Origin of the sequence: Anaerostipes caccae L1-92 (assembly GCF_014467075.1) — a bacterium.
GTDB classification, from domain to species: Bacteria; Bacillota; Clostridia; order Lachnospirales; family Lachnospiraceae; genus Anaerostipes; species Anaerostipes caccae.
Map to the genome: position 1 here is coordinate 2,060,027 of NZ_AP023027.1, position 24,372 is coordinate 2,084,398.

Annotated in this window: 23 protein-coding genes and 1 pseudogene; 3 read left to right on the forward strand and 21 right to left on the reverse strand. The window is 45.3% G+C overall.

Annotation, left to right across the window (positions count from 1 at the left end; translation table 11 throughout):
• Positions 1-7: 7 nt before the first annotated feature.
• The 5 genes from ilvB to ANCC_RS10145 form a co-directional block, all read right to left on the reverse strand.
• Positions 8-1,696, reverse strand: coding sequence for a biosynthetic-type acetolactate synthase large subunit (ilvB, locus tag ANCC_RS10125; protein ID WP_006566720.1), 1,689 nt, complete (start codon positions 1,694-1,696; stop codon positions 8-10).
• A gap of 12 nt (positions 1,697-1,708) precedes the next feature.
• Positions 1,709-3,379, reverse strand: coding sequence for a dihydroxy-acid dehydratase (gene ilvD / locus ANCC_RS10130; RefSeq protein ID WP_006566719.1), 1,671 nt, complete (start codon positions 3,377-3,379; stop codon positions 1,709-1,711).
• An 84-nt stretch (positions 3,380-3,463) separates the two neighbouring features.
• A complete protein-coding gene (gene leuB / locus ANCC_RS10135) occupies positions 3,464-4,546 on the reverse strand; it encodes a 3-isopropylmalate dehydrogenase (RefSeq protein ID WP_006566718.1) in 1,083 nt (360 codons plus the stop codon).
• Positions 4,547-4,562: 16 nt separating this feature from the next.
• Entirely contained in the window at positions 4,563-4,880 is a 318-nt protein-coding gene (locus tag ANCC_RS10140; protein WP_006566717.1) for an AzlD domain-containing protein, read from the reverse strand.
• Complete coding sequence (locus ANCC_RS10145; RefSeq protein ID WP_006566716.1) at positions 4,877-5,584, reverse strand: AzlC family ABC transporter permease; 708 nt, start codon at positions 5,582-5,584, stop codon at positions 4,877-4,879. The genes ANCC_RS10140 and ANCC_RS10145 overlap by 4 nt, the downstream gene beginning before the upstream one ends.
• A gap of 395 nt (positions 5,585-5,979) precedes the next feature.
• On the opposite strand from ANCC_RS10145, the gene ANCC_RS10150 reads away from it, so the two are divergent.
• Positions 5,980-7,443 (forward strand): N-acetylmuramoyl-L-alanine amidase, encoded by a 1,464-nt coding sequence (locus ANCC_RS10150; protein ID WP_022260776.1) that lies wholly within the window; start codon positions 5,980-5,982, stop codon positions 7,441-7,443.
• 154 nt (positions 7,444-7,597) lie between these two features.
• Entirely contained in the window at positions 7,598-9,088 is a 1,491-nt protein-coding gene (locus tag ANCC_RS10155) for an N-acetylmuramoyl-L-alanine amidase (protein ID WP_006566713.1), read from the forward strand.
• Between the two features lie 102 nt (positions 9,089-9,190).
• On the opposite strand, the gene ANCC_RS10160 is transcribed toward ANCC_RS10155, so the two are convergent.
• Positions 9,191-9,490 (reverse strand): LysM peptidoglycan-binding domain-containing protein, encoded by a 300-nt coding sequence (locus ANCC_RS10160; RefSeq protein ID WP_006566712.1) that lies wholly within the window; start codon positions 9,488-9,490, stop codon positions 9,191-9,193.
• Positions 9,491-9,641: 151 nt separating this feature from the next.
• Between ANCC_RS10160 and lexA the strand changes: the two genes are divergently transcribed.
• The gene (gene lexA, locus ANCC_RS10165; RefSeq protein ID WP_006566711.1) at positions 9,642-10,259 is read left to right on the forward strand and encodes a transcriptional repressor LexA; all 618 of its coding nucleotides are present in this window, start codon (positions 9,642-9,644) and stop codon (positions 10,257-10,259) included.
• A gap of 78 nt (positions 10,260-10,337) precedes the next feature.
• Here the strand turns inward: lexA and ANCC_RS10170 are convergent, their stop codons facing one another.
• From ANCC_RS10170 to ANCC_RS10240, 15 genes and pseudogenes are all read right to left on the reverse strand, one after another.
• Positions 10,338-12,146: an InlB B-repeat-containing protein gene (locus tag ANCC_RS10170; protein ID WP_353307738.1), complete on the reverse strand. Its 1,809-nt coding sequence runs from the start codon at positions 12,144-12,146 to the stop codon at positions 10,338-10,340.
• Positions 12,147-12,635: 489 nt separating this feature from the next.
• Positions 12,636-13,444: pseudogene (locus tag ANCC_RS18070) on the reverse strand (leucine-rich repeat domain-containing protein); the annotation flags it as partial.
• A 186-nt stretch (positions 13,445-13,630) separates the two neighbouring features.
• Entirely contained in the window at positions 13,631-13,984 is a 354-nt protein-coding gene (gene rsfS, locus ANCC_RS10180) for a ribosome silencing factor (protein WP_006566707.1), read from the reverse strand.
• Positions 13,981-14,553 (reverse strand): bis(5'-nucleosyl)-tetraphosphatase (symmetrical) YqeK, encoded by a 573-nt coding sequence (gene yqeK / locus ANCC_RS10185; protein ID WP_006566706.1) that lies wholly within the window; start codon positions 14,551-14,553, stop codon positions 13,981-13,983. Before yqeK ends, rsfS begins: the two co-directional genes overlap by 4 nt.
• Positions 14,540-15,145 (reverse strand): nicotinate-nucleotide adenylyltransferase, encoded by a 606-nt coding sequence (nadD, locus tag ANCC_RS10190; protein ID WP_006566705.1) that lies wholly within the window; start codon positions 15,143-15,145, stop codon positions 14,540-14,542. The genes yqeK and nadD overlap by 14 nt, the downstream gene beginning before the upstream one ends.
• Before the next feature lie 29 nt (positions 15,146-15,174).
• Positions 15,175-15,465 (reverse strand): ribosome assembly RNA-binding protein YhbY, encoded by a 291-nt coding sequence (yhbY, locus tag ANCC_RS10195; RefSeq protein ID WP_006566704.1) that lies wholly within the window; start codon positions 15,463-15,465, stop codon positions 15,175-15,177.
• A 9-nt stretch (positions 15,466-15,474) separates the two neighbouring features.
• Entirely contained in the window at positions 15,475-16,758 is a 1,284-nt protein-coding gene (gene obgE / locus ANCC_RS10200) for a GTPase ObgE (protein ID WP_006566703.1), read from the reverse strand.
• A gap of 99 nt (positions 16,759-16,857) precedes the next feature.
• Positions 16,858-17,139: a 50S ribosomal protein L27 gene (gene rpmA, locus ANCC_RS10205; protein ID WP_006566702.1), complete on the reverse strand. Its 282-nt coding sequence runs from the start codon at positions 17,137-17,139 to the stop codon at positions 16,858-16,860.
• 4 nt (positions 17,140-17,143) lie between these two features.
• On the reverse strand, positions 17,144-17,470 hold the full coding sequence (locus ANCC_RS10210; RefSeq protein WP_006566701.1) for a ribosomal-processing cysteine protease Prp: 327 nt from the start codon (positions 17,468-17,470) through the stop codon (positions 17,144-17,146).
• 15 nt (positions 17,471-17,485) lie between these two features.
• Positions 17,486-17,794, reverse strand: coding sequence for a 50S ribosomal protein L21 (gene rplU, locus ANCC_RS10215; protein WP_006566700.1), 309 nt, complete (start codon positions 17,792-17,794; stop codon positions 17,486-17,488).
• A gap of 120 nt (positions 17,795-17,914) precedes the next feature.
• On the reverse strand, positions 17,915-19,048 hold the full coding sequence (locus ANCC_RS10220) for a ribonuclease E/G (RefSeq protein WP_006566699.1): 1,134 nt from the start codon (positions 19,046-19,048) through the stop codon (positions 17,915-17,917).
• Between the two features lie 3 nt (positions 19,049-19,051).
• Positions 19,052-20,248, reverse strand: a complete 1,197-nt coding sequence (gene fabV / locus ANCC_RS10225; protein ID WP_006566698.1) for an enoyl-ACP reductase FabV — start codon at positions 20,246-20,248, stop codon at positions 19,052-19,054.
• A gap of 82 nt (positions 20,249-20,330) precedes the next feature.
• Positions 20,331-22,238, reverse strand: coding sequence for a response regulator (locus ANCC_RS10230; RefSeq protein ID WP_006566697.1), 1,908 nt, complete (start codon positions 22,236-22,238; stop codon positions 20,331-20,333).
• 27 nt (positions 22,239-22,265) lie between these two features.
• Positions 22,266-22,907, reverse strand: a complete 642-nt coding sequence (locus tag ANCC_RS10235; RefSeq protein WP_006566696.1) for a hypothetical protein — start codon at positions 22,905-22,907, stop codon at positions 22,266-22,268.
• An 11-nt stretch (positions 22,908-22,918) separates the two neighbouring features.
• The gene (locus tag ANCC_RS10240; RefSeq protein WP_006566695.1) at positions 22,919-24,334 is read right to left on the reverse strand and encodes a 5'-nucleotidase C-terminal domain-containing protein; all 1,416 of its coding nucleotides are present in this window, start codon (positions 24,332-24,334) and stop codon (positions 22,919-22,921) included.
• Between the last annotated feature and the right edge of the window lie 38 nt (positions 24,335-24,372).

Sequence of the window (24,372 nt, forward strand, 5' to 3'; positions counted from 1 at the left end):
TCCAAATTTACTTTGTTGTTTTTTCCAAGTCTTCTTTTGTATACGCTTCCTGGATTGCGGCTCCCGGATTCACCATCGGCCAGACTTTGTCGTCCAGATCCACATGACAGTCCAGAACAACCGGTCTTCCTGCTTCGAGTGCCTCCTCGAACGCAAACTCGAACTCTTCAAGAGTCGTCACCCGTTTCGCCAGCGCACCCATACCTTCCGCAACCTTCACAAAGTCCACCGGATCCTCGAAGGTCGTGTAAGAATAATGCTCTGAATAAAACAGATTCTGCCACTGGCGTACCATTCCGAGCACACTGTTGTTGATGATCACTTCAATGATCGGAATATTATATCTGGTCGCCGTTGCAAGTTCATTTAAATTCATACGGAAACATCCGTCTCCTGCGATATTAATAACGGTCTTTTCAGGGCTGCCCACTTTTGCTCCTATGCTGGCTCCCAGACCGTATCCCATAGTTCCAAGCCCCCCCGATGTCAGGAATGTCCTCGGCTTTTTATATTGATAGAATTGGGCTGCCCACATCTGGTGCTGTCCCACTTCGGTAACAATCACCGCATCCCCTTTTGTTCGATTGTAGATCGCCTCTACGATTTGAGGACCGGAAAGCTTCGATTTGTCATAGGTCAAAGGATAATTTACTTTATCCACCATGACATTCTTTACCCAGGTATTGTGGTTCTGCTGTCCGAGCCTGCGGTTTACCATCGTGAGTACCGCCTTGATATCACCGATGATATGGGTATGTGCCATAATATTTTTATTGATCTCCGCAGGATCGATATCGATCTGCAGGATCTTTGCATTCTTTGCGAAAGAATCCGGATTGCCCAATACTCTGTCGCTGAATCTGGTTCCGATGGCGATCAGCAGATCACAGGCCGAGACTCCCAGATTGGACGTTTTGGTCCCGTGCATGCCGAGCATGCCGGTATACAGGGCATCTGTCCCGTCAAAGGCGCCTTTGCCCATCAGTGTATCGGCAACCGGAGCGTGGACTTTTTCTACAAATTCTCTGAGTTCTTCCGATGCGTCCGAGAGCACGGCTCCACCGCCCACAAGTATAAACGGTTTTTTGGACGATTCGATCAGTTCAATGGCCTGCCGGATATCCATTTCTTTGATATTATCAATCTTTCTTTTGATTTCTTTTGGCTTGTGTTCTTTATAATTCGTGACTGCTGCCGTCACATCCTTCGGAATGTCGATGAGGACCGGCCCTTTTCTTCCGGTCTGGGCAATCCTAAATGCCCTTCGGATCGTGTCTGCAAGGTCTTCTACATTCTTGACAATAAAGTTATGTTTTGTGATGGGAAGCGTGATCCCTGTAATGTCTACTTCCTGGAAGCTGTCCTTTCCGAGAAGATTGACTCCTACATTACATGTAATCGCCACCATAGGGATAGAATCCATATATGCGGTTGCAATCCCCGTAACAATATTCGTCGCTCCCGGACCGGAAGTTGCAAAACACACGCCTACCTTTCCGGTGGATCTGGCATAACCGTCCGCCGCATGGGAAGCGCCCTGCTCATGTCCGGTAAGAATATGGTTAAAGCAGTCCTGCTGCTTATATAATTCATCATAGATATTTAAGATGGCACCGCCCGGATAGCCGAAAACCGTATCGACCCCCTGCTCTTTCAAGCACTCTAAAACAATCTGTGATCCCGTCAATTGCTTCATAAGAATACCTCTCTATTTGTCCTGATTGATTTCTAAGATGGCACCGCGGTTTCCGGAAGTCACAAGAGACGCATATCTTGCCAGATATCCTGTTGTGATCTTCGGCTCTCTCGGCACCCAGTTTTCTCTTCGTCTCTGCATCTCTTCGTCAGACACTTTTACATTCAGTGTATTTGCATTAATGTCGATGGAGATCATATCTCCTTCTTCCACAAGGGCGATCGGTCCGCCGACCGCTGCCTCCGGAGAAACGTGTCCGATGCATGCGCCTCTGGAAGCCCCTGAAAAACGTCCGTCTGTGATAAGCGCCACACTGGAGCCGAGTCCCATGCCCATGATGGCTGAGGTCGGATTGAGCATCTCTCTCATTCCCGGTCCGCCTTTCGGTCCCTCATAGCGGATGACTACCACATCTCCGGCATTGATCTCTCCGCCTTTGATCGCTTTGATGGCATCTTCCTCACAGTCGAACACTCTTGCAGGCCCTTCCATCTTTAACATTTCCGGAGCCACGGCAGAACGTTTTACGACACCGGAATCCGGTGCAAGATTTCCTTTAAGCACTGCGATTCCGCCGGTCTCGCTGTATGGATTCTCCACCGGACGGATGACTTCCGGATCTCTGTTGACACACCCTTCAATATTCTCTGCCACCGTTTTTCCGGTTGCGGTGATCAGATCTGTATGTAACAGTTCTTTCTTATTTAGTTCATTCATAACTGCGTAAACGCCGCCAGCCTCATTTAAATCTTCTATATAAGTATGGCCTGCCGGAGCCAGATGGCAGAGATTTGGTGTCTTCGCACTGATCTCGTTTGCCAGCTCCAGGTTCAGTTCTACGCCTGCTTCATGGGCGATGGCCGGCAGATGGAGCATACTGTTGGTGCTGCATCCCAGTGCCATATCCACAGTCAGTGCATTCAAAAATGCCTTTTCGGTCATGATGTCTCTCGGGCGGATATTTTTTTCAAGAAGCTCCATAACTTTCATTCCTGCATGCTTCGCGAGCTTGATTCTCTCTGAATATACTGCCGGAATGGTTCCGTTTCCTTTCAGTCCCATGCCCAGCACTTCTGTCAGGCAGTTCATAGAATTTGCCGTGTACATGCCGGAACAGGAACCGCAGGTCGGACATGCCTTGTTTTCAAATTCATCCAGTTCTTCCTTGGAGATAGAACCGGCAGCATAGGAGCCCACCGCCTCAAACATGCTGGACAGACTGGTTTTCTGTCCCTTTACACGTCCTGCGAGCATTGGTCCGCCACTGACGAACACTGTGGGTACATTGACGCGTGCCGCTGCCATCAAGAGTCCCGGAACATTTTTGTCGCAGTTGGGGACCATGACCAAGGCGTCAAACTGATGGGCCAGTGCCATTGCCTCTGTGGAATCAGCGATCAGATCCCTTGTCACAAGAGAATATTTCATTCCGATATGCCCCATGGCAATTCCGTCACAGACTGCAATCGCCGGAAAGACGACCGGGGTTCCGCCTGCCATAGCGACTCCCATTTTTACTGCTTCTACGATCTTATCCAGGTTCATGTGTCCCGGCACGATTTCATTGTATGAGCTGACGATACCGACTAGCGGCTTTTCCATCTCTTCTTTGGTATAACCCAATGCATTAAACAACGATCTCTGAGGAGCAAAATTCTCTCCATTTGTATAAGTATTACTCATATCGCACTTCCTCCTAAATATTATCTATGCCTCCGGGATTCCGGAGGCTTTTTATATGCCTATGGCACTTTATATCATATTGTCTTATATCCTCTCGATGATCAGATCTCCCATCGCTTTGGTTCCCACCTGGACCATTCCGTCGGACATAATATCCACGGTGCGGTATCCGTCTTTCAGCACTTTCTTCACTGCCATTTCGATCATGTCGGCCTCTGCGTCCAGATCGAACGAATATCTGAGCATCATGGCTGCCGACAGGATTGTAGCGATCGGGTTGGCAATATCTTTTCCTGCGATGTCAGGGGCAGAACCATGGCTCGGCTCATATAATCCGAATTTGCCCTCTGCAAGGCTGGCCGATGAGAGCATCCCGATGGACCCGGTAATCATACTGGCCTCGTCTGATAAAATATCTCCAAACATATTCTCTGTCAGGATCACATCAAACTGTTTTGGGTCGTTGACCAGCTGCATGGCACAGTTGTCAACCAGCATGTGCTCGTAAGTTACATCCTCATAGTCCTTTGCAACCTCTTCCACTACCTGTCTCCAGAGTCTTGAAGAGTCCAATACGTTGGCCTTGTCAACACTGATAACATGTTTCTTTCGCTTGCGGGCGATATCAAAGGCTTTGACTGCAATTCTTCTGATCTCATTTTCATTGTATGTGAGAGAATCTTTCGCTACCCGGATGCCGTCCACCACTTCGGTGCTTCTCTCTCCAAAATAAAGTCCGCCTGTCAATTCTCTCATAATCACCATGTCAAAACCGTCGCCGATGATCTCGTCTCTCAATGGACATGCCTTCTTTAACTCTTCATATAAATAAGCCGGACGGATGTTTGCAAACAGCCCCAATCCCTTTCTCAGGGCAAGAAGCCCTGCCTCCGGACGAAGCTCAGCAGGCAGCCGATACCACGGCGATGTGGTAGTGTTGCCTCCGATCGACCCCATCAGGACTGCATCACTGTTTCTGGCAGTCTCCAGTGTCTCCTCTGTGAGAGGTTTTCCATAGGCGTCAATGGATGCCCCTCCCATTAAAATCTGCTTATATGTAAATTCATGTCCCGACTTCTCTGCCGCTGCATCCAGAACTCTCACAGCCTGGTCTACAATCTCAGGGCCGATCCCATCTCCTTTGATAACTGCTACATTAAAATTCATAGTCTTCTCCTCTTCCTTATAATATCACTGATACCATCTCCGCTGCCAAAGCTGCCGCACAGCTTAAACAGGCTACCGTGACGATGTTCATTTCTCTGTATGAGAGAATCACCGCTGCCGCAAAACCTGTGACGGATGATCCAAAACTCTTTGTAGCTGAAAACACTGCCGGTATGACCATGGCTGCCAAAACAGCATATGGCACATAGAAAAGAAACGATCGAAAAAAACGATTGGTTATCTTTTTCTGGAAGACCGTCAGCGGAATCATTCTTACAAGATATGTAGTCACTGCCATTGCAATGATATACAAAAATAATCTCCAAAGATTCATTCCTCTTCCTCCTTCACCGGAAACAATACAGCCCCTGCCCCCGCTGCGATCAGCGTGCAGAGAATAATGGAAAATCCACTGGAAATGAAAGAAAACAGTTTTACATAATGAAATAATAAACTAAAACATACAGACACAATGATAACTGCCACTATTTTTTTATTATGCTTTGCCGGCGGAATAATGATCGCAGTCAGCATTCCATAGATAGCAATCCCCAGCGCGTTCATCACCATCTGGGGCAGCAGCCCGCTTGCAGTGGCTCCCAGGAAGGTACCTAACGTCCATGCGAGCCATGAGAAACTCATGAGTCCATAAAAATATTTTGGACCTATCTCACCTTTTCGGCCGCAGGCCATGGCAAAAATCTCGTCGGTGACTCCAAATGCCATCAAAAATCTGTTCCAAAGTTTTGTCCTTGATTCAAGCTTCTGTCCAATCGCAATAGACATAATAGAATATCTTAGGTTGATGATAACCTGAGACAGAACCAGCTCGATCAGAGATCCTCCTGCGGTAATGGAAATCAGTCCTGCAAACTGGCCCGCTGATGTAAGGCATGTGGCAGAGATCAGCGTTACCGCCCAGACAGGAACACCCTTGGCACTCCCGGCGATTCCAAAAGCAAAAGAAACTGCCAGATACGCAAGCGCTATCGGAATGGAATCCAAAGCTCCCCGGCGAAAGCTGTTCTCTACTTTCATTTTCTTCTCCTGTCGCTATTACATTAATTGTTCTTCTTCTATAATATAGGGGGTTTCAACTCCCTCCTGAAGCGAACTTATATAATAGAATACCATATTTTAATATAGATTGAAAATAGTTTTTTCATTGAATATGTGATTCTCTGGGCCTTTTTGCTGTTTTAACAAGAATTATGACAATATTTTAAAATCTTCAGATCAAAGAAAACAGGGTCGCTTCGTCTCCCATGTCACTCACTACTTCAAAGGCCTTTAAACTTTGCACGCCGAATGCTGATTGGCGAAACCGGATACTCCCGTTCCATGATCTTCCATTAATGATTACGCTGTTGTTTCAGACAGAAAAATATATTATAATAGCAGAAAGAGAATAAAAAAGGAAAAGGGGAGTCCATATGAATCGAAAAACACTTCTGTGCTTTGGCCTGTCAGCATTGATGCTTGCCTCAAGCATCCATCCTGCTTCTGCCATCAGCGCGGGGACAAAATTTAAAGTACAATATACACACAACAAAAAAACCTACACAAAGAAAGCTCTGAACGCAAGATATAATAACACAGTCATTAAAACAAACATGCCCGGCTTTCTGGACGGATCTACTTCTATGTATTCTGCCTACTGGATTTTTGGCAGGTGCAAATCTCTTGGTACTTCATATAAATATACAAGCAAAACGAAAAAAATTACTCTGAAAAGAGGCAGCAAGACGGTTGTCATGACTTTGAACAGCAAGAAAGCTACTTTAAACGGTAAATCATTCACTCTTCCGGCTGCCCCCAGAAAAGTCCGTTATGTGAAAAAAAAGAAAAACTATATCATGGTACCCGGACAGACTGTGGCCGGAAAGCTGGGCATCTCATACACCTGGAACAACCGGCTCTTGTCCGGAGTGATGAAGGCATCTTCTTCGTCTTCTCCCTCATCCGGAACACCATCCGCCCAAGCACCGTCTGCCTCACAGACCACGGCACCGAAGACAAAAATAACCGCAGGCAGCGGCAATTATTCCATACGTTTAAAAAAACCGTCGGGCCTGTCATCCTCAGCAGTTACTTCAGAAGATGATTATTGGAACAAACGGCTTATCTTAAATATCAACGGCAATTATAAAACCCATTTTTCCTCTTCTGCCAACCGGAATATAAAAGACAGCCTGACCTATTCTGTATCTTACACAGGAGGAAAGACCAAGATCTACCTGAAGACAAGCTCTATCAAAGGATTCAGCATTACACAGGATTCTAATTATATCTATGTGAAATATGCTGCCCCGAAATCTATGTTCTCAAGGGTTATTGTCGTAGATGCCGGACATGGTGGCAGCGATCCGGGAGCCATTGGAAACGGTCTTCAGGAAAAAAACATGACACTCTCCATCGTACAGAAAACGAAATATTACTTTGATCGGAATGCCAATTATAAAGTCTACTATACGAGACTGTCTGACTGGTATCCGTCTCTTTCGGAGAGGTATCAGATGGCAAACAACGTAGGTGCAGACCGCTTTGTCAGTGTTCATATCAACGATGTAGGCAAAATCAGTTATTCAGCAAAAGGTACCGAAACACTCTATAACCCAAAAGGCGGAAAAGCTCCTTCCCCGTACAGCAGTCTGACCGGCAAAGCCCTGGCCAGTGATGTACATAAGAAAATCAGAAGTGCCACCGGTTTTACAGACCGCGGTTTAAAGCAAAGAGTCCCCGGAGTAAACGGAGTCGCTGTCCTGACTTATTCCAAAACTGCGGCAACTCTCGGAGAAGTAGGGTTCATATCCAACCCTACGGAGGCGTCCTCCATGAAAAACAATTATACAAAGATCGGAAAGGCATTTTATGATGGAATCCTGGCTTCCTTTTAGTATTACTGAATGACGACGATCGTAGCCTCATCCGGAATCCCATGATATTTCTTTTGGAGAGTCCTCCAAAAAGCAAAATATTATGGGATTTTTTATATGATTATTGCATTTTTATTACGATTATGTTACAATTTACGCGAAAGGACGGGAAAGTATGAATAATTTAAAAAAATCTATCGCTTATTTATCAATTATGATGCTGACAGCAGCTACGATCCCTGCATCCACCGTAAACGCAGCCTCTGTACCAAAAGCAGGCAAGTATTATACACTAAAGATTGCAGGAAAAAAGCAGAAAAAGAAATGCCGAAATGTAAAAGTCAACGGCAAAACAGTAAAAACCTATGCCCCCGGATTCTCCCGGGCCAACACTTCTATGTATTCAGCATACTGGCTATTTAAAAAACAGAAAAGCTTAGGGGTGTCTTACAGCTATTCGTCTAAAACAAAAAAAGTTACGCTGAAACGTGGAAGTAAATCTGTTGTCATGACACTCGACAGCATGTATGCCTATGTAAACGGGAAAAAGACAAAGATGCCTACTCCGGCAAGGAAAGTATATTCTTACGCAAAGAAAAAGAATTATATCTATGTGCCAGGGGCGTTCTGTGCAAAGAACTTAGGCCACAGTTACAAATGGAGCGGTTCACAGAAAAGCGGCCTGATAACAACGAAGAAACTGCCTTCCACTAATACAGGGGGCAGTTCAAATTCAGGAGCCTCCTCTTCCTCTGGTACTTCAAGTATCACTCCCGGGACAAGGATCACTGCTTCTGCATCTAACTACAGTGTGAGGATAAAAAAGCCAAAAGGGCTTGCGTCATCTGCCATCTCAACCTCGGACGATTACGATAACCGCAGGCTGATCATTAAGGTAAAGGGCAACTATAAGACACACTTTAGCTCCAGTTCCAACCGCTACATAAAAACGGACAAGTACTTCCGTTCCTATACGGTCACATACAGCGGCGGCTATACGAATATCTATATCCGTCCGAGAAAAGACGTGATAAAGGCTTATGCAGTCTCACAGACGTCCGACTATATCTATATAAAGTATGATTCACCGAAGAAGATATATAACCGTATCGTCGTGTTGGATGCGGGCCACGGAGGATCTGATTCCGGAGCTACCGGAAACGGGCTCAGGGAAAAGGATCTGACACTTAAAATCGTCAAGTCTGCCAAATCATACTTTGACAAGAATTCCGGATATAAAGTCTACTACACACGGCTGTCCGACTGGTACCCATCTTTGTCATACCGCTCAGATCTGGCAAACAATGTAGGGGCTGACCGTTTTATCAGTGTCCACATAAACTCAGCGACTCCTTCCGCCCACGGGACGGAGACTCTCTATAACTCCAAAGGTTATAAGTCAACCTCAGGTCTTACCAGCTACAACTGGTCAAACAAGATTCATGGATATGTACGGCCTGCCACAGGCTTTACGAACCGTGGACTTAAAAACAGGACTGGACTGGCTGTCCTGAGAAATACAAAGACTGCTTCCAGCCTTACAGAAATCGGCTTCATCTCTAACAAGACAGAAGCAAAAAAAATGAAAAGCAATACTGGTACTTATGGAAAAGCCGTGTACAACGCTATCGTAAACTCTTTTTCTACATATCCGAGCAAACGATAAGAAATTTATCTGTTACAGGAGGCCGGAACAACTCAATGCCGAGTTGTTCCGGCCTTTTATTCAGCTTCCAAAGTAATTCATAATCTTATACTCATCACAGAATCATTTGTAATATGGGACAACCAGGTACATACCTTCTTTGATCTCCCCGTCATAGATATGGTTGGTCTCGCATACTTCTTCCACATACTCACCAATAGAACTGTATTCCTCCGATATACGGCTTTTTGCTATACTCCAAAGACTGTCCCCTTTTTTAATCCGGATACTGGTAAAATACTTCTCTCTGCCGTCGGCAGCCCCCGCCACCTGCCGGCTCTCCGCCACAACAGCACCGGCGATACCCAAAATCGTAACAATAAATAAGACTGTGATCAAAACTTTTATCTTCAGTGTTTTCATAACGCATCCTCCTATCGAACATTTGTTTATAGTTCTATTATAACGAACGCGCGTTCGTTTGTCAATGTCTTTCCGAAAATTTGTTCGGGAACACTTGTTTCAATCTGTAATATATGGTAAGATAATAACAAGAAAATAAAGGAGGCACATTATGAGCAAACAAAAGCTGAGCCCAAAACAAGAACAAATCTTAGAATATATAAAATCTCAGATACTGGAAAAGGGATATCCGCCCGCAGTCCGTGAGATTTGTGCCGCTGTCAGTCTGAAGTCCACATCTTCCGTTCATTCCCATCTGGAGTCTTTAGAGAGCAAGGGCTATATTCGAAGAGATCCGACGAAGCCAAGAGCCATTGAGATCATAGACGATGACTTCCAGCTCACGAGACGCGAGGTAGTGAACATTCCTATAGTGGGAACCGTCACTGCAGGAGAGCCGATCATCGCTACTGAGAACGTTGAAGACTACTTTCCCATGCTTCCTGAGTTTATTGGCTCCAAAAACACCTTTATTCTCCATGTGAAAGGCGACAGCATGATCAACATCGGCATCTATGACGGTGACATGGTGATCGTCGAGGAAACTCCTTCCGCTGAGAATAACGATATCGTCGTAGCCCTCATAGAAGATTCCGCCACCGTCAAACGATTCTTCAAGGAAGACGGGCATTACCGCCTTCAGCCGGAAAACGATTTTATGGACCCGATCATTGTAGATGAAGTTTCTATATTAGGAAAGGTTATCGGCCTTTACCGCAGCATGTCATGATCCGACAGTTATACATTACGCAGTCTTACATACAAAAAAGAAGAAAAGCCGCATTCAGCTTTTCTTCTTTTTCATTATCTAAAGTTTTCTTCTCTTTCTATACAGCAGCGCCATTATAACAATACTTATTCCCATACGCCCTGCACTATTAAAAGTCATAGAATCTTCTGTTTTCGGCAGAAATTTTGATTTTTTGCTGCTGTTATTCGTAACACTCAGTGACCCTCCCACATCTGCGGACTCCTTCCACCCCGCGTACAAGACCCTGTTTTCTGTGATGATATCCTCATTAAAATTCCATTTATCTTTACATTCCTTTTGTTTATACCAGCCTGTAAACGAAAAACCTTTTCTGTTCGGAGTATGCGGAGCCTGAATGTGATCACCATATTTAATATTTTTTATACTCGGCACGCTGCTGCCGCCCCGGCTGTCAAACACTACCTCGTACCGTTCTTCTTTTGGTGTCTGTATTTGCGGATCCTTCCCTGAAATTCCACTGTCCTTATAGGCGATCGCATAGACAGAGTATTGATCACTGTCCACTGTAACTGTAGCGTCGCTGTCGTCCTGATCCGTCAGCAGTTCTGCTGTTATCTTTCCGTCCGCCTTATGTGCTCTTATGATAAAAAATTCTCTTTCGGCTCCTGACTGAGGAGCTCTGATTTCTTCCGGTATATCAAATACAATACGGATTGGAGAACGCAAGACTGACAGGTCCTCTATCGTTTTTTTATTATTTTCCACAACGGTCTTTATTACTCGGATATCCATATTTTTATATATAGTGGCTCCGTGAAGCTGTCCCTCTATCGCTTTTGCTTCTCCCCGATCCGGTCTCGTATCTGCGGCCACTACTTCAATTTTAAAGCTTCTGTCATTTTGATAAAGCTTCTGTACATCCGCGGAAGTCATATTATCCAGAAGCAGAGACTGATCGTTCAGCTGCAGGTTGCCGCTCACTTCGGTCTGCACCTGGGGCAGGCTTAAAATTGCTTCTCTCAGCTTTTTCTTCGATGCCTCCGGAACTTCTTCCTGTGATGTTTCCGGCAGAGCATCAAAATGCTGTTTCGCATCCAGAATCGAAATTTTTTCTTCCTCATTCAAAGGCTTTCCGCTGGCAGCCTGCGGCAGCTGATCTGCAATCTTCTTCATATCTGCCGCTGACAGTGGAGCAAATACTGCACTGATCTCATAGTCTGACTGAATATTATGAAGCGTATAAACATCATTTTCAATCTCTCCGGTTACATCTCGGCCATTCATGCTGACAGATTTAAGCCGATAACCCGCATCCGGTTTAATTCGAAACTCAGTCAGGCTTCCCTGCGCAGTCTCAAACTCGCCTTCCGGAGTGATGTGTCCGTGTTCTGCTTGATGCACTGTGGCTTTGAATACTTTTCCATCCACCAGATTCAGCACTGCTGTACCAGATTTAGAGGCATAATTATAATTTCCGTCCGTATTTTTATCCGGCACAAAGGTCCATCGGTACTCTTTTTTTCCAACCTCAAAGATCTGGTCTTTGTCCCAGCTTATAGTACCCTTGGTATCTCCTTTTGAGAGAGTAATCTGAGGCATACCTTCCGAGATATTTGTCATTCCTTTTGGATATACAGGATTCACTTCCGGTTCAGCCTGTCGCAAATGCACCGTAAAATCATGATCAACTGTATAGAACGGAGTTGCTTTCGTGCCATTTACAAGACACGCCTGAACACGAACACCGCACGAAATAGGGAATCTTGGTTCCCTGACATCTGTCACATTATAAGTATTCTCATCAAAGCCTTTTAAAACTGCCGAAGATGATGTGATCGTTCCCCATGACCATGTATAATAAAACACTACATCCCCTGTTTTCGCCTTCCCTATGGGCTTTGCCATCGGGTGTTCCGCCGTCACTTTTAACGCTGCCGGTTCACCGTCATATACTTTATCAATTCCGTCTCCGAAGGTAATGACCGGATCTTCCAGTGCACTGATGGGATACAGTTTCTCCTGCTTTATAATATCCGTTTCAGACACCGGGCTGACTGCATTTTCTGTGAGCCCCCACTTTTTCCCCTGTATCTGCGGAAACCTGTATGTACTGTCTGCACTCCACACTCCCTGATCATCTTTCGTATAATTATAGGGAAGGTTATACAGCCGATCAATCGGTTCAGCACTTCCTCCGTTTACAAAACTGACAGAAATTTCATATCCTGTCTTTTTGCTGAACTGAGATCCTAATGTACTGCAAACCACACTGAAATCCTCTTTATGACACACGATTGCCGTCAGTTTGCTGTTTGAGAACGTGCCGAACGTACCCGAGTTGATAAACGCTGTATTGCTTTCATCCGTCCTTTTTGGCAGATAGATCGTTTTTAAATTAGTGGAATCAAATACATTTCTTCCTATCTTTTGGACAGAAGGCGGTATCACAACCGCGCCGTTCAGACCGCAGTAACGGAAAACAGAATCCGGTATCTGAGTCAGCTTGTTCCCCTCAAATTCAACCGATGTTATCTTTTTATTTCCGGAAAAAGCAACGGAACCCAAACTTTCAACACTTGCCGGTATTGTCAGCTTCCCTGAGAAACCGACGAGGCTGCTGTCGCTGATCTTAAATGCATTTGACCCGATGGAGGTTACTTGATCGGGTATCTGTAAAGTTCCTCCAAGTCCCACATCAAAAAATGCGTAATCTCCGATCGTCTTTAAATTCCCAGGAGCACAAGTGTTCCGGTAAATCCGGTACATCCCCGAAAAGCACTGTTGCCGATCGCCGTCACCTTAGAAGGTATTTTCAGTGATCCGCTTATGCCGGAAGCTCCGTAAAATGCATTCTCTCCAATACTGGTAAGCCCTGATGCATTTGAAAGATCCAGGCTTACGAATCTGCACCCTGAATACTTTGTATTATAACTGAGTTTAAAAGCATCTTTTGCAATCGATGTTACCGTCTGTCCGTTGATCGTACCCGGAATCACCAAATGAATATTCTGTTTCTGCTCATCTGTCAATCCGCTTAAAAAGTCGGTACTCAGACCAGTAATCGCCCCTGCGCTGAACATATAGTCCTCCTCCTTAGGCATTATATGATCAGCTCCGCCATTCTCAGCCATTATGGCTCCTGTTGTACGTATTGACAATATTAAGACGAGCAAAATAATAAGCGGCTTTTTTATCCCCTTCATTCTATCCCCTCCATTATACTATGCTTCCCTGTAGAATCCCCTTTAATTTACCTTTATTATACATCATAACCCAAAGAAAAGTCTCTTAATTTTTAATTTTATAAAAGAAAAAAACTGCCGCACAGCCATATTATTTCAGCCATTGCGACAGCAATCTTCACCTATTTTTTTCTTTATAACAGCGGGCTAGACACCGGTCTCCATTGAGACCTCCACCCCGTCCTTCCAGATTCTCTCAAGATCATAAAACAAACGGTTTTCCTGATCAAAGATATGAATTACAATATCACCGAAGTCAATCAAAACCCAGGTTCCATTTTGATATCCCTCCATCTGTTTCATCTCATATCCTGCTTTCTGCAAAGCATCCTGTACATTGTCGACTATCGCCTGCACCTGATTCTTATTTTTTCCGTTGGCGATGATAAAATAATCGGCAATGACGGAGATCTGGCGGATATCTAAGACCTTGATCTCCTCGGCCAGCTTTTCTTCTAACGCTTGATACGCAATTTTTGTCATTTCTAAAGACTGATTCATGTGTGATCACCCTCCTTGTAGTATTCATAAGTCTCTGTGGTCCTTGGATCAATCGCCTGATCCCTGCTTTTCAGATACTGCATGGTATTTTCAATTATTTTAAGAAGACATCGGTCGATATCCGAGAATGCCAGCCGCCTGATCTCGGAAAGACCCTGTATGTCTTTTCTGCCGGGCTCTATATAGTCGGCAATAAATATAATCTTATCTAAAAGACTCATTCCCGGCTTTCCGGTTGTATGACATTCTACCGCAGATGCAATCTCTGCATCCTCATTGCCGTAGCAGTCCCTTGCTATATACGGTGCCAGTGCAGAATGAAGAAGCTGCGGACTTTTTTTCATTTCTCTTGTGAGTATGATCCCATATTGACCGCAGAATTTCATCTGCTGTTCTATGGAATATCCTTTGGCACAGTCGTGGAGCAGCCCTGCCCTGAATGCCTTCTGAATGTCTGCTCCCATTGCCATTGCCATTGCAGATGCGGTGTAGGCCACACCGAGCGTATGTGTATAACGGCCCTCTTTCAGGTTTCCCGACAGTTTTTTCTTTATTTCATTGAGTTCCATACAAATCATTTCTTTCTATATAAAGTCTGACTTTTTCCGGTACAAAATAGCGGATGCTCTGTCCTCTGGACGCCCTCTTTCTGATCTCATTCGATGAGATTTCCAAATCCGGACTGTCCAAATGATAAATACGTCCCTGATACTTGTCCTGAATGTATTCAATCTGTGCATCCAATGCACTCCTGGAATCATTTCTGGATGCAACCAAAATCGTTGCCATTGACAAGATCTGTCCCGGATCTTTCCACAATTCGATCTGATACAGAGAATCTGCGCCCATGATAAAATAGTACTCCGCATCAGGATGCAGTCTGGTAAGCTTTCTCAGTGTATCTACTGTATAAGTATATCCTTCCCTGTCCAGTTCAATGTCAGAAAATTCAAAGCCGGGATGGTTCTCTATGGCCATTCTGACCATATTAACACGGTCTTCGATCTCTACATTTTTAGATATTTTTTTGTAGGCCGGATTTTTGGTCGGGACGATCAGCACCTTGTCCAACCCAAAATCCTCAAGGGCAGTCTGCCCCAGGATCAGATGTCCGTGATGGATCGGGTTGAATGTCCCGCCAAGAATTCCTATTTTCTTCATAATCCCTCCGAAAAGCCCCTTCCATGATATTATTTCGGCAGCTGGATCTTCTTGTGATCCCTGGACTCTTTATATAACACGATCTTCTTTCCGATAACCTGGACCACTTCTGATCTGGTCCGCTCGGCTAAAGTCTGCGCCACTTCCTTCGGGTCATCCATACAGTTTTGAAGAACTGCGATCTTTATCAGTTCCCTAGCATCTATGGCCTCTCTTACCCCCTCGATCAGTTCCGGGGATATGCTGTCTTTTCCAACCCTGAAGACAGGATCTATCTTCATTGCCAGGCTTTTTAAATAAGCTCTCTGTTTACTCGTCATTGCTTCTCCTTACTTGTAATAATCAAACTCTAAATCATATAATTTTACGGTATCCCCTTCTTCAATTCCCATGGCTTCCAGCTCTTCAAGGACTCCGTTTCGTTTCAAAAATTTCTGGAAGAAATCGAATCCCCGCTCTGACTCCAGGTTTGTGTAGCCGAGCATTCGCTCTACCTTCGGGCCTTCCACCGTGAAGACTCCTTCTTCCGGGTTTGCCACATTGATTCCGCCCTCTTCTTCCTCGAAGTCAAGGTCGTACTCCTGCTCGAATTCCATCGCGCCTTCCGGAAGTTCATCTAAAAGCTTCCTCACATGCCACAAAAGCTCTTTGACTCCCTCTCCGGTAACAGCCGAGATTGGAAATACTTCAATGCCGTTCTCTGCAAATTCTTCCTTCAGCAGATCCAGCACGGTTTCCCGGTCTTCTTCGGTCATAGCGTCGATCTTATTGGCCGCAATGACTTGTGGTCTCTTTAAGATCTCCGGATTATATTTTTCCAGTTCGCCGTTGATGGCCCGGATATCCGCAATCGGATCTCTGCCTTCCACAGAAGCCGCATCCACCAGGTGAATCATGACCTTCGTCCTGTCGATGTGGCGGAGAAATTCAAATCCCAGGCCGACTCCCTCAGAAGCTCCCTCTATGATTCCGGGAATATCGGCGATGACAAAGCCTTTTCCTCCCGCCAGGTCTACGACCCCCAGATTAGGATTCAGTGTTGTAAAATGATAGTTTGCAATCTTGGGCCTTGCATTGGTGACCCTTGATAAGAACGTGGATTTCCCCACATTTGGAAAGCCTACCAGTCCCACATCGGCAATTACTTTTAGTTCAAGGGTCACCTCGAGTTCCTGGCATTTGCCTCCCGGCTGGGCATATTTAGGTGCCTGCATCACGGCCGTGGCATAATGCTGATTGCCTTTTCCTCCGCGGCCTCCCTTTAAAAGCACTACCGGTTCTTTTTTATTTGACATATCAAGGATTACTTTCCCTGTTTCTTTCTCTTTTATGATCGTTCCCGGCGGAACCTTCAGTACAATGTCCTCTCCGTCTGCGCCATGGCAGCGTCTCTTTCCGCCTTCTTCGCCGTCTCCGGCCTTATATTTTCGTTTATGACGGTAATCTGCCAGAGTATTCATCCCTTCGTCCACAGCGAAGATCACGTCGCCGCCGCGTCCTCCGTCTCCGCCGTCCGGACCGCCGTTGGGCACATAGAGCTCTCTTCGGAAACTCACATGGCCGCTGCCGCCTTTTCCTGATCTGATATATATATTTGCTCTGTCTGCAAACATCGGCTTTTCCTTTCTGATTTTCAAAAAAACGGCTCCAAATTGTGAAATTTGAAGCCGTTAAACATTCAACTGTCTGCCTGTACAAACTTAAGTCGACAATTATGCAACTGGGTGTACAGAACACTGTTTCTTATCTCTGCCTTTTCTCTCGAAACGAACGATACCATCTGTCAATGCAAATAAAGTATCATCACCACCGCGGCCTACGTTGACTCCCGGATGGATCTTTGTTCCTCTCTGGCGGTAAAGAATATTTCCAGCTTTTACAAATTGTCCGTCAGCTCTTTTCGCACCTAATCTCTTAGACTCAGAATCTCTTCCGTTCTTTGTGGAACCCATTCCCTTTTTATGAGCGAAAAATTGAAGGTTCATTTTCATCATTGTCTTACACCTCCTCAAATACTACGTGAATATATGGACGATACTCCGATTCAATGTTGGTTATCCCAAGAACCAGAGAATCCAATAAAATCTGTCCTTCTTCAGAACATGTACCTGAAACTCTGAACTCGATCACCGCATCATCTTCCGATGTACGGCATGTGCCGGCATCCTCTGTCAGCTGTTCAAAAGAATTCAGGAAATTGATGACCAGTGCAGATACCGCAGAACAGACAATATCCTGTCCTTCCTCTGCATATCCGGCATGGTCCTTCGCCTGAAAGCCCACAGGCTTTCCTTTATGGTCCCGGTAGAATGTAATCTGTGTCATCCTCTCGGTCCTTTATTATCCAACAATGTTATCGATCTTCACTTGTGTGAATAACTGTCTGTGACCATTCTTCTTATGGTATCCGGTTTTTCTCTTATACTTGTAAACAATGACTTTTTTGTCTTTGCCTTCGCTTACAACTGAAGCTTCAACCTTTGCACCATCTACGTTCGGTGTTCCTACCTTTACAGTATCCCCACCAACTAATAAAACATGATCAAAAGTAATCTTTGCTCCGACTTCCGCGTCAAGTTTTTCAACTTTGATCACGTCACCTTCGCTTACTTTATACTGTTTTCCTCCTGTTGCAATAATGGCGTACATCTATGGCACCTCCTATAATCAAACTCGCCAGCTTTGGTGATCCTTGCAGATTCTTATACCTCGCTGTGCGGCATACTGTTACAGTATAGCAACTTATTTTTTCCATGTCAAGCAATAATCTTACAGAAAATCTTCTTTTTCTAGGGGTCTCCTGATCTTTTTTCTCGTAATCTCCATTAGTCCAAGCTTCGTCATGTCTACGGCCACCGCTTTCTTGGAATCCCGGTTCAGCATCGTCTGCATATAGGAGAGGAGCCTGCCCTCTTCTTCTTTTTCTTTCATATCAATAAAATCCACGAGAATGATCCCGGATAAGTTCCGAAGCCTGATCTGTCTGGCCGTCTCCCTTGCCGCCTCCCGGTTGATTTTTATGATATGGCCTTCCTTTTGTCCACGCCCGATCGACTTTCCTGTATTTACATCGACCACTGTCATGGCCTCTGTGCGCTCGATGATCAGGAACCCTCCCGACCTGAGCCACACTCTCGTATGAAACACTGCCTCAAGTGCGTGAGAAAGCCGGTATCCTCTCTCGATAGACTGATCCTGTCTGTCCATCCGGCGGACCTGATATCCATTCTCCTCTGCCTCTCTTAAGATCACCTCATCGTCGGAGATGATACGTTCCGCCCGGGAAGGAGAAAGTCCAAACACATAACGGGATGAGAAACTCTGATTTGTGGCCAGAAGCCGGCATGGCTTCATATACTGCTGTTTCTCCCGGATCTGAACATATCTCTCAGCCAGACTTGCTGCTTCTCTCCCGATTTTGTCTTGATCCGCATTTTCAGCCTCTGTTCTCACAATAAATCCATACTCCCCGGTGACAAAAGCAGAGACAAATCTCTTTAAGTCTTCTTTTTTTTCTTTGTCCCGAATTTTCCCTGATATGCCAACAAACGGCTTGTCAGAGGACAGCACAAGATATTCTCCGGTCAGTTCAATGTTCTCTGTGGCTAACGGCTCCTTCTTATCTGTACCGTCTTTTTTTACCTGAATGAGGATTTCTTCTTCGTTTTTGAGTTTTCCCGGTTTTCTTCGTTCGTCCAGAGGATAAAAACAGAGCCTGCCCTCGTCGATCTCCACAAAAGCTCCGTGAATATTTCCTACGATATTCTTCACCCTGGCCTTGTAAATATTTCCGACCAGACTGCCTTCCTCAGCCGGTTCAGAGGAAAATTCCGCGAATTCTCCGTCCTCAAGCCATGCGCTGACAATATGTCTTCCGAGCCTTGTAATGATTACTTCATTCATATATTATTCTGCGTCCGGTATACTCGGGATATTCACGGAAGGGTCCAGATCTTTTTCATAATCCACTCCGTCCATATGAAAGCCAAACATCTGGTAAAAGTCTTCCCAGTATCCCTCAATATCGGCATACTCCCTGACATTTTCTGTATTGATCTTCTCCCAGCGCCGTTCCACTTCTGCCTGTACTTCCGGCTTTAACTCCCAGTCATCCAGACGGATCAGCCCCTGACCGTCTGTCTCTGCCTGTCCAAACACAGCCTTTTCTCCGAACAGCCTGGTAATCTGTTCGATGCATCCTTCGTGGAGTCCTTTTTCCTTCATGACACTGTAAAGCACCGCCATATACAGGGGAACGATCGGAATTGCAGAACTCGCCTGAGTGACGAGACCCTTGTTGACCGAAATATATGCACTGATTCCATTTTCTTTAAATTCTTCACTGATCTCACCTGCAGTCTTGTGCAGATGTTTCTTTGCAGCGCCGATGGTACCCTCAAAATAAATGGGATAAGTGAGTTCCGGTCCGATATAAGAATAGGCGAATGTAACAGCGTCCTCTTCAATGGCATCGGCATCTGTGAGGGCCCGAATCCATGCCTTCCAGTCCTCTCCGCCCATCACCTTCACCGTCGCTTCCACTTCTTCCTCTGTGGCAGCCTCGATGGTTTTCTCTCCGATGGTATTGTCTTTCAGATTCAGATTCTTATTTGTAAAATCTTCTCCTGTCGTCTTTAGCACAGACTGGTACACGGTGCCGTCTTCGGCCGTTCTTCTCGGTGCTGCCAGACTGTAAATGACGGCGTCGACTTTTCCCAGATCTTTCTTAATCAGATCGATCACCTGATCTTTGACTTCCTTTGAGAATGCATCGCCGTTGACTGTCTTGGCATACAGATCCTCATTGGCTGCCGCATGCTCAAATGCAGCTGTATTATACCAGCCCGCCGTAGCAGTCCTCTTTCCTGCAGCCTGTCTCTCAAACATGACGCCGATCGTAGCAGCACCGCATCCGAATGCCGCGTTGATCCTTGATGCCAGTCCGTATCCGGTGGACGCTCCGATGATCAGGACTTTCTTTGGCCCGTTCTTAACTTCACTGTGCTTCTTTACATATGTAATCTGATTCTCAACGTTTTTTTGGCAGCCCTCTGGATGTGCGGTCAGGCACAAAAATTCCCGGACTTTTGGACTTATTTTCATGTATATCTCCTTTTCTTTTCCTGTTCATTCATTACTGAAAATTATAATCGTTCCTCATTCCACTGTCAAGTTTCCCCAATATTTAGGAAAGCCTGCTGGCCATCTTGTCAAACAATTCATTCAAATCGATCGGCTTATTGATATGGTCATCCATACCACTCTGCCTGCTTTTCTCCATATCTTCAGCAAACGCATTTGCCGTCATAGCAAAGATTGGCACAGTCCCTGCGTCCGGCCGTTCCAGGGAACGAATCTTGCGGGCAGCTTCATAACCGTCAAGGACAGGCATCTGTATATCCATAAGAATCAGATCAAAAAATCCCGGATCTGAAGCGTTAAAGATGTTCAGTGCTTCTTCCCCGTTCTCAACTGCAGTTACTTCTGCACCGGACATGGCAACCAGTTCCACCGCGATCTCCCTGTTTATTTCATTATCTTCTGCAATTAATATATGTCTGCCTGTAAAGTCGTGCCGCGCTTCTCTCTTAGACTGCGGCGGATTGGCCGGATCTGTCATTCTTATCGACTCAAATGCCTGCGACAGCGTCGTTTCAAATAAAGGTTTGCTGATAACCCCGACTGCTCCCGCTTCCTTCGCCGCCTCTTCAATCTCCCCCGGATCATAGGCAGTGATCAGTACGACAGACGTGCATTCATTTCCTACAATGTTTTGTATACGGCGTGTAGTCTCCAGCCCATCCAAGCCCGGCATTTTCCAATCCACAAAACACACATCAAAATCCTCGCCTTTATTATGAGCCTGTTCTACACGTGATACGGCATCATATCCATTATCCGTCCATGCAGAACGAATCCCCATATTGTTAAGGAGCAGTGAGACATGCTCACAAGTGACCATATCATCGTCTGCGACCAGAACTCTCAGTTTTCCATAATCAACGGCCGGAGCTTTTTTCTTCTCTGAAATCTGAAATGGGATATCTGCCGTAAAAACACTGCCTTTTCCAACTTCACTGTTCAATATCAGACTGCCGCCCATCAATGAGGCAAAACGCCTGGAAATAGACAGTCCCAGACCCGTGCCTCCATATTTCTGTGCCACATCTGATGTTTCCTGTTCAAAAGCATTGAATATTTTTTCCATATTTTCCGGTGCTACGCCGCATCCGGTGTCCTCTACCTGAAATCTGAACCAAACCAGCTCATCTTCTTCTCTTAATTCCTGAATTCTGAGCGTCACATTCCCGCCCTCCGGTGTAAACTTAATAGCATTGGAAAGCAGATTTGTAATAATCTGATTCAATCTCAAAGAATCTCCTATCAATTCTTCCCGCACTTCTCCAATCAGAATCGTGTCAAAATTCAATTTTTTGGACACGGCCTGAGCATAGTAAACCGTCGTCAAAGATTCAATGAAAACCTTAAAGTCGAATACTTCGTTTTTGATCTCAATCTTACCGCTTTCAATCTTTGACATATCCAAAACATCATTGATAAGTGCCAGGAGATGTTTTGAGGAAAGGCTGATCTTTTTCAGACAGTCGCTGATCTTCGCCGAATTTTGAAGATTTTGCCCGGCAATCAGCGTCATGCCGATAATGCCATTCATTGGTGTCCTGATCTCATGAGACATTCTTGAGAGGAATTCGCTCTTTGCCAGATTTGCCTTTTCCGCATGTTTAAATGCCTCCTCCGCCCTGTTTTTCTCTGCTGCCAGAAGCTCTGCGTTGCGCCGGATCAGATGAATGTACACCAGAGAAAAGCCCATAATGAGAGCCGTTATAAACAATACAGCCGCCACTGTACTGCGGGACATAAACCCACTGAGAGATTCAATCTGTGAATCTACCCCTCCGGAACGCATCGTCACGCATACCGTCCATTCGGTTTCCGGAATAGGACCGTAATAGACATATTCATGTACTCCGTCAATCGAAAGCGCTGCCATTCCCTCTCTGCGGCCGGAAATCTGATCCTGCATTTTTTTGAGAGAGAATCCCTTGTCAAGAACGGCCCTGTTCTCCAGCATTCCAAAATAATTCACACCTGCCCGGGTCTAAGCTCCCTTGGCGGAACGCATAACAAATGCACCCTTTTTCGATATGACATCAGCATAAGAATTCGTATTGTCCTTGTGAAGAACCAGTTTTTCACTGAGTATATGGGTATCCATTCCGACCAAAACCGCGGTAATCTGCTTCCCTCTGAATTTAATATCAGAAACCGGAGTTCCAAGTAAGATCATGTCGTCTCCAAGAATCGTTTCATTGGAAGAAATTAATCTTCCCTTTCCGCTTAAAAGCGTATCTAAAGAGTTGATCTTTGATATGGCTGAGTAAACATCATCAGGAGTATAGCACATACCATCGCTGTCCAGCACGGCCACATAGGAAAATCGATTGTTCTTCATCTGTTTTTTCAAAAACCGCTGCAGCGAATTCAAGTCTTTCAGGTCAGCTTCATTGATACTGTCCACAGTCGTGACGATCTGGGCAAACTGGCTGTCCAGACTCGTCTTCAAATGACCTACCGTCTGACTGCTCAGCTCACTCAGATAAGCTTTGCTGATACTGGAAACAGTGTCATCTGTCCGGCTCTGGAATTTTTGCAGCATAAAGAACATCAGGAAAGCACAGATTAATATCAAAATGAACGCCGGCGCACTGCTTCCCATATGCCTGCTTGATTTTTTGGCCATAAACTTCCTCCCTAATCGTCATTGATGTCTGTAATACGCCCCTCGGCTTTGACAGCTTCCAAAGCATCCGCATGTTTCTGAATAAAATTTTGCATAGCATCACGGTAAGTACCCACATTTTGTTTTACCGGCGTAACACCTTTTGCTTTCGGGTCTTTTTCACTGAAAAGATTGAGCATCGTATATCCGTCGCCGTTGCCCTCTAAATATCCTTTGGAACCTGCCATATAATCTGTGATCGCCACAGTATAGTCTTTCTTGTTCTCGATGTTTGTCCCATCCTTCAGCTTTGCATCTAAAAGTCTGTGTCCGACCGGCTTGGCGCTGTCATAAGTGAATGTGATACCGGATACCTGCAGGAATCTTCCTCCCGGAATTCCACGGCTGCCGTCAATTTCGGATAAACTGTGCTCCAGCATCTCCCTGAGCACTGAACCTGTCATTTTTACTACAAGAATCTGGTTATCAAAAGGACATACTGCCTTCAGATCATCTCCAAGAATATTGCCTTTGTATAAGCTTGCCCGGATTCCCCCTCCATTTGCCACGGCAATCGGAGCATCAGAATAATCGGCAATACTGTCGGCCACGAGATTTCCAAGAATCGTCTCCTTCAGCCGAGTGTTATAATTCTGATAAATAAAATCTTTCGGGGAGGTACCCACAACCGTAAGGTCCTGATCAGCCTCCTTTGATCCGTTAAGATAGTAATCATCCACAGCCGCCAAAACATCTTTTACACTTTTTTGTCCACTCAGATATTGTGTTCCCTGCAATCCCAGATACTCCACCACTTTCCCCGGAAATTTTACATAATAGACGTATCCGTCCTTAACTGTGCTCTCAAGTCCGGAAGGAGCTTTACTGTCACTTCTGTCAAATTGCTTTAAATAGGAGTTATCAAGCCTTAAATCTTTCATGAGCGCTTCCTGCCCTTTTTGAGTAGAAATAATATCCATTACCTTAAGACAGGCATCCATCTTTTCTTCATTACCCTCCTTTTTCAGAGCTGAATTAAGTCCAACATAGCCTGCCGGAAGCGTCAGCGTCCAATTCTTTGTTTTCTTTTCTCCCAGGAAAGGGAGCATTACATATTCATACTTTTTACTAGTCCCCGCTTTCACTTCTTTTTCATTCATCTGCCGGCACTCTTCAAGAAATGCCGAACTTCCATAGGCTGCGATCATTTTCCCTCTGCCCATATAGATTGTATTGTTGATCAAGTTGCCCTGCTTGCGCAGAGGCTCCAGGTTCATCAGATCCTTTTTCTGTAACTGTTCAAACAAAGAAAATGCTTTTTCCCATGTACCCGTCATCTTCCCTTCCTTTTTTTCATAGGCGGCCAGCCACTTTACCCCTTTTGCATTCCCCAAAAACTCAGGTGTTATACAGCCCGCAAGAAAGGTTCCGATATTTTCATTTGTCATTTCTCTAATGCCAAAAACGTGTCCGGTATCAGACAGGC

Coding starts and splice junctions, on each gene's coding strand:
- ilvB (WP_006566720.1), bottom strand. CDS start 1,696: ATGAAGCAATTGACGGGATCACAGATTGTTTTAGAGTGCTTGAAAGAG.
- ilvD (WP_006566719.1), bottom strand. CDS start 3,379: ATGAGTAATACTTATACAAATGGAGAGAATTTTGCTCCTCAGAGATCG.
- leuB (WP_006566718.1), bottom strand. CDS start 4,546: ATGAATTTTAATGTAGCAGTTATCAAAGGAGATGGGATCGGCCCTGAG.
- ANCC_RS10140 (WP_006566717.1), bottom strand. CDS start 4,880: ATGAATCTTTGGAGATTATTTTTGTATATCATTGCAATGGCAGTGACT.
- ANCC_RS10145 (WP_006566716.1), bottom strand. CDS start 5,584: ATGAAAGTAGAGAACAGCTTTCGCCGGGGAGCTTTGGATTCCATTCCG.
- ANCC_RS10150 (WP_022260776.1), top strand. CDS start 5,980: ATGAATCGAAAAACACTTCTGTGCTTTGGCCTGTCAGCATTGATGCTT.
- ANCC_RS10155 (WP_006566713.1), top strand. CDS start 7,598: ATGAATAATTTAAAAAAATCTATCGCTTATTTATCAATTATGATGCTG.
- ANCC_RS10160 (WP_006566712.1), bottom strand. CDS start 9,490: ATGAAAACACTGAAGATAAAAGTTTTGATCACAGTCTTATTTATTGTT.
- lexA (WP_006566711.1), top strand. CDS start 9,642: ATGAGCAAACAAAAGCTGAGCCCAAAACAAGAACAAATCTTAGAATAT.
- ANCC_RS10170 (WP_353307738.1), bottom strand. CDS start 12,146: ATGGCAAAGCCCATAGGGAAGGCGAAAACAGGGGATGTAGTGTTTTAT.
- rsfS (WP_006566707.1), bottom strand. CDS start 13,984: ATGAATCAGTCTTTAGAAATGACAAAAATTGCGTATCAAGCGTTAGAA.
- yqeK (WP_006566706.1), bottom strand. CDS start 14,553: ATGGAACTCAATGAAATAAAGAAAAAACTGTCGGGAAACCTGAAAGAG.
- nadD (WP_006566705.1), bottom strand. CDS start 15,145: ATGAAGAAAATAGGAATTCTTGGCGGGACATTCAACCCGATCCATCAC.
- yhbY (WP_006566704.1), bottom strand. CDS start 15,465: ATGACGAGTAAACAGAGAGCTTATTTAAAAAGCCTGGCAATGAAGATA.
- obgE (WP_006566703.1), bottom strand. CDS start 16,758: ATGTTTGCAGACAGAGCAAATATATATATCAGATCAGGAAAAGGCGGC.
- rpmA (WP_006566702.1), bottom strand. CDS start 17,139: ATGATGAAAATGAACCTTCAATTTTTCGCTCATAAAAAGGGAATGGGT.
- ANCC_RS10210 (WP_006566701.1), bottom strand. CDS start 17,470: ATGACACAGATTACATTCTACCGGGACCATAAAGGAAAGCCTGTGGGC.
- rplU (WP_006566700.1), bottom strand. CDS start 17,794: ATGTACGCCATTATTGCAACAGGAGGAAAACAGTATAAAGTAAGCGAA.
- ANCC_RS10220 (WP_006566699.1), bottom strand. CDS start 19,048: ATGAATGAAGTAATCATTACAAGGCTCGGAAGACATATTGTCAGCGCA.
- fabV (WP_006566698.1), bottom strand. CDS start 20,248: ATGAAAATAAGTCCAAAAGTCCGGGAATTTTTGTGCCTGACCGCACAT.
- ANCC_RS10230 (WP_006566697.1), bottom strand. CDS start 22,238: ATGCTGGAGAACAGGGCCGTTCTTGACAAGGGATTCTCTCTCAAAAAA.
- ANCC_RS10235 (WP_006566696.1), bottom strand. CDS start 22,907: ATGGCCAAAAAATCAAGCAGGCATATGGGAAGCAGTGCGCCGGCGTTC.
- ANCC_RS10240 (WP_006566695.1), bottom strand. CDS start 24,334: ATGACAAATGAAAATATCGGAACCTTTCTTGCGGGCTGTATAACACCT.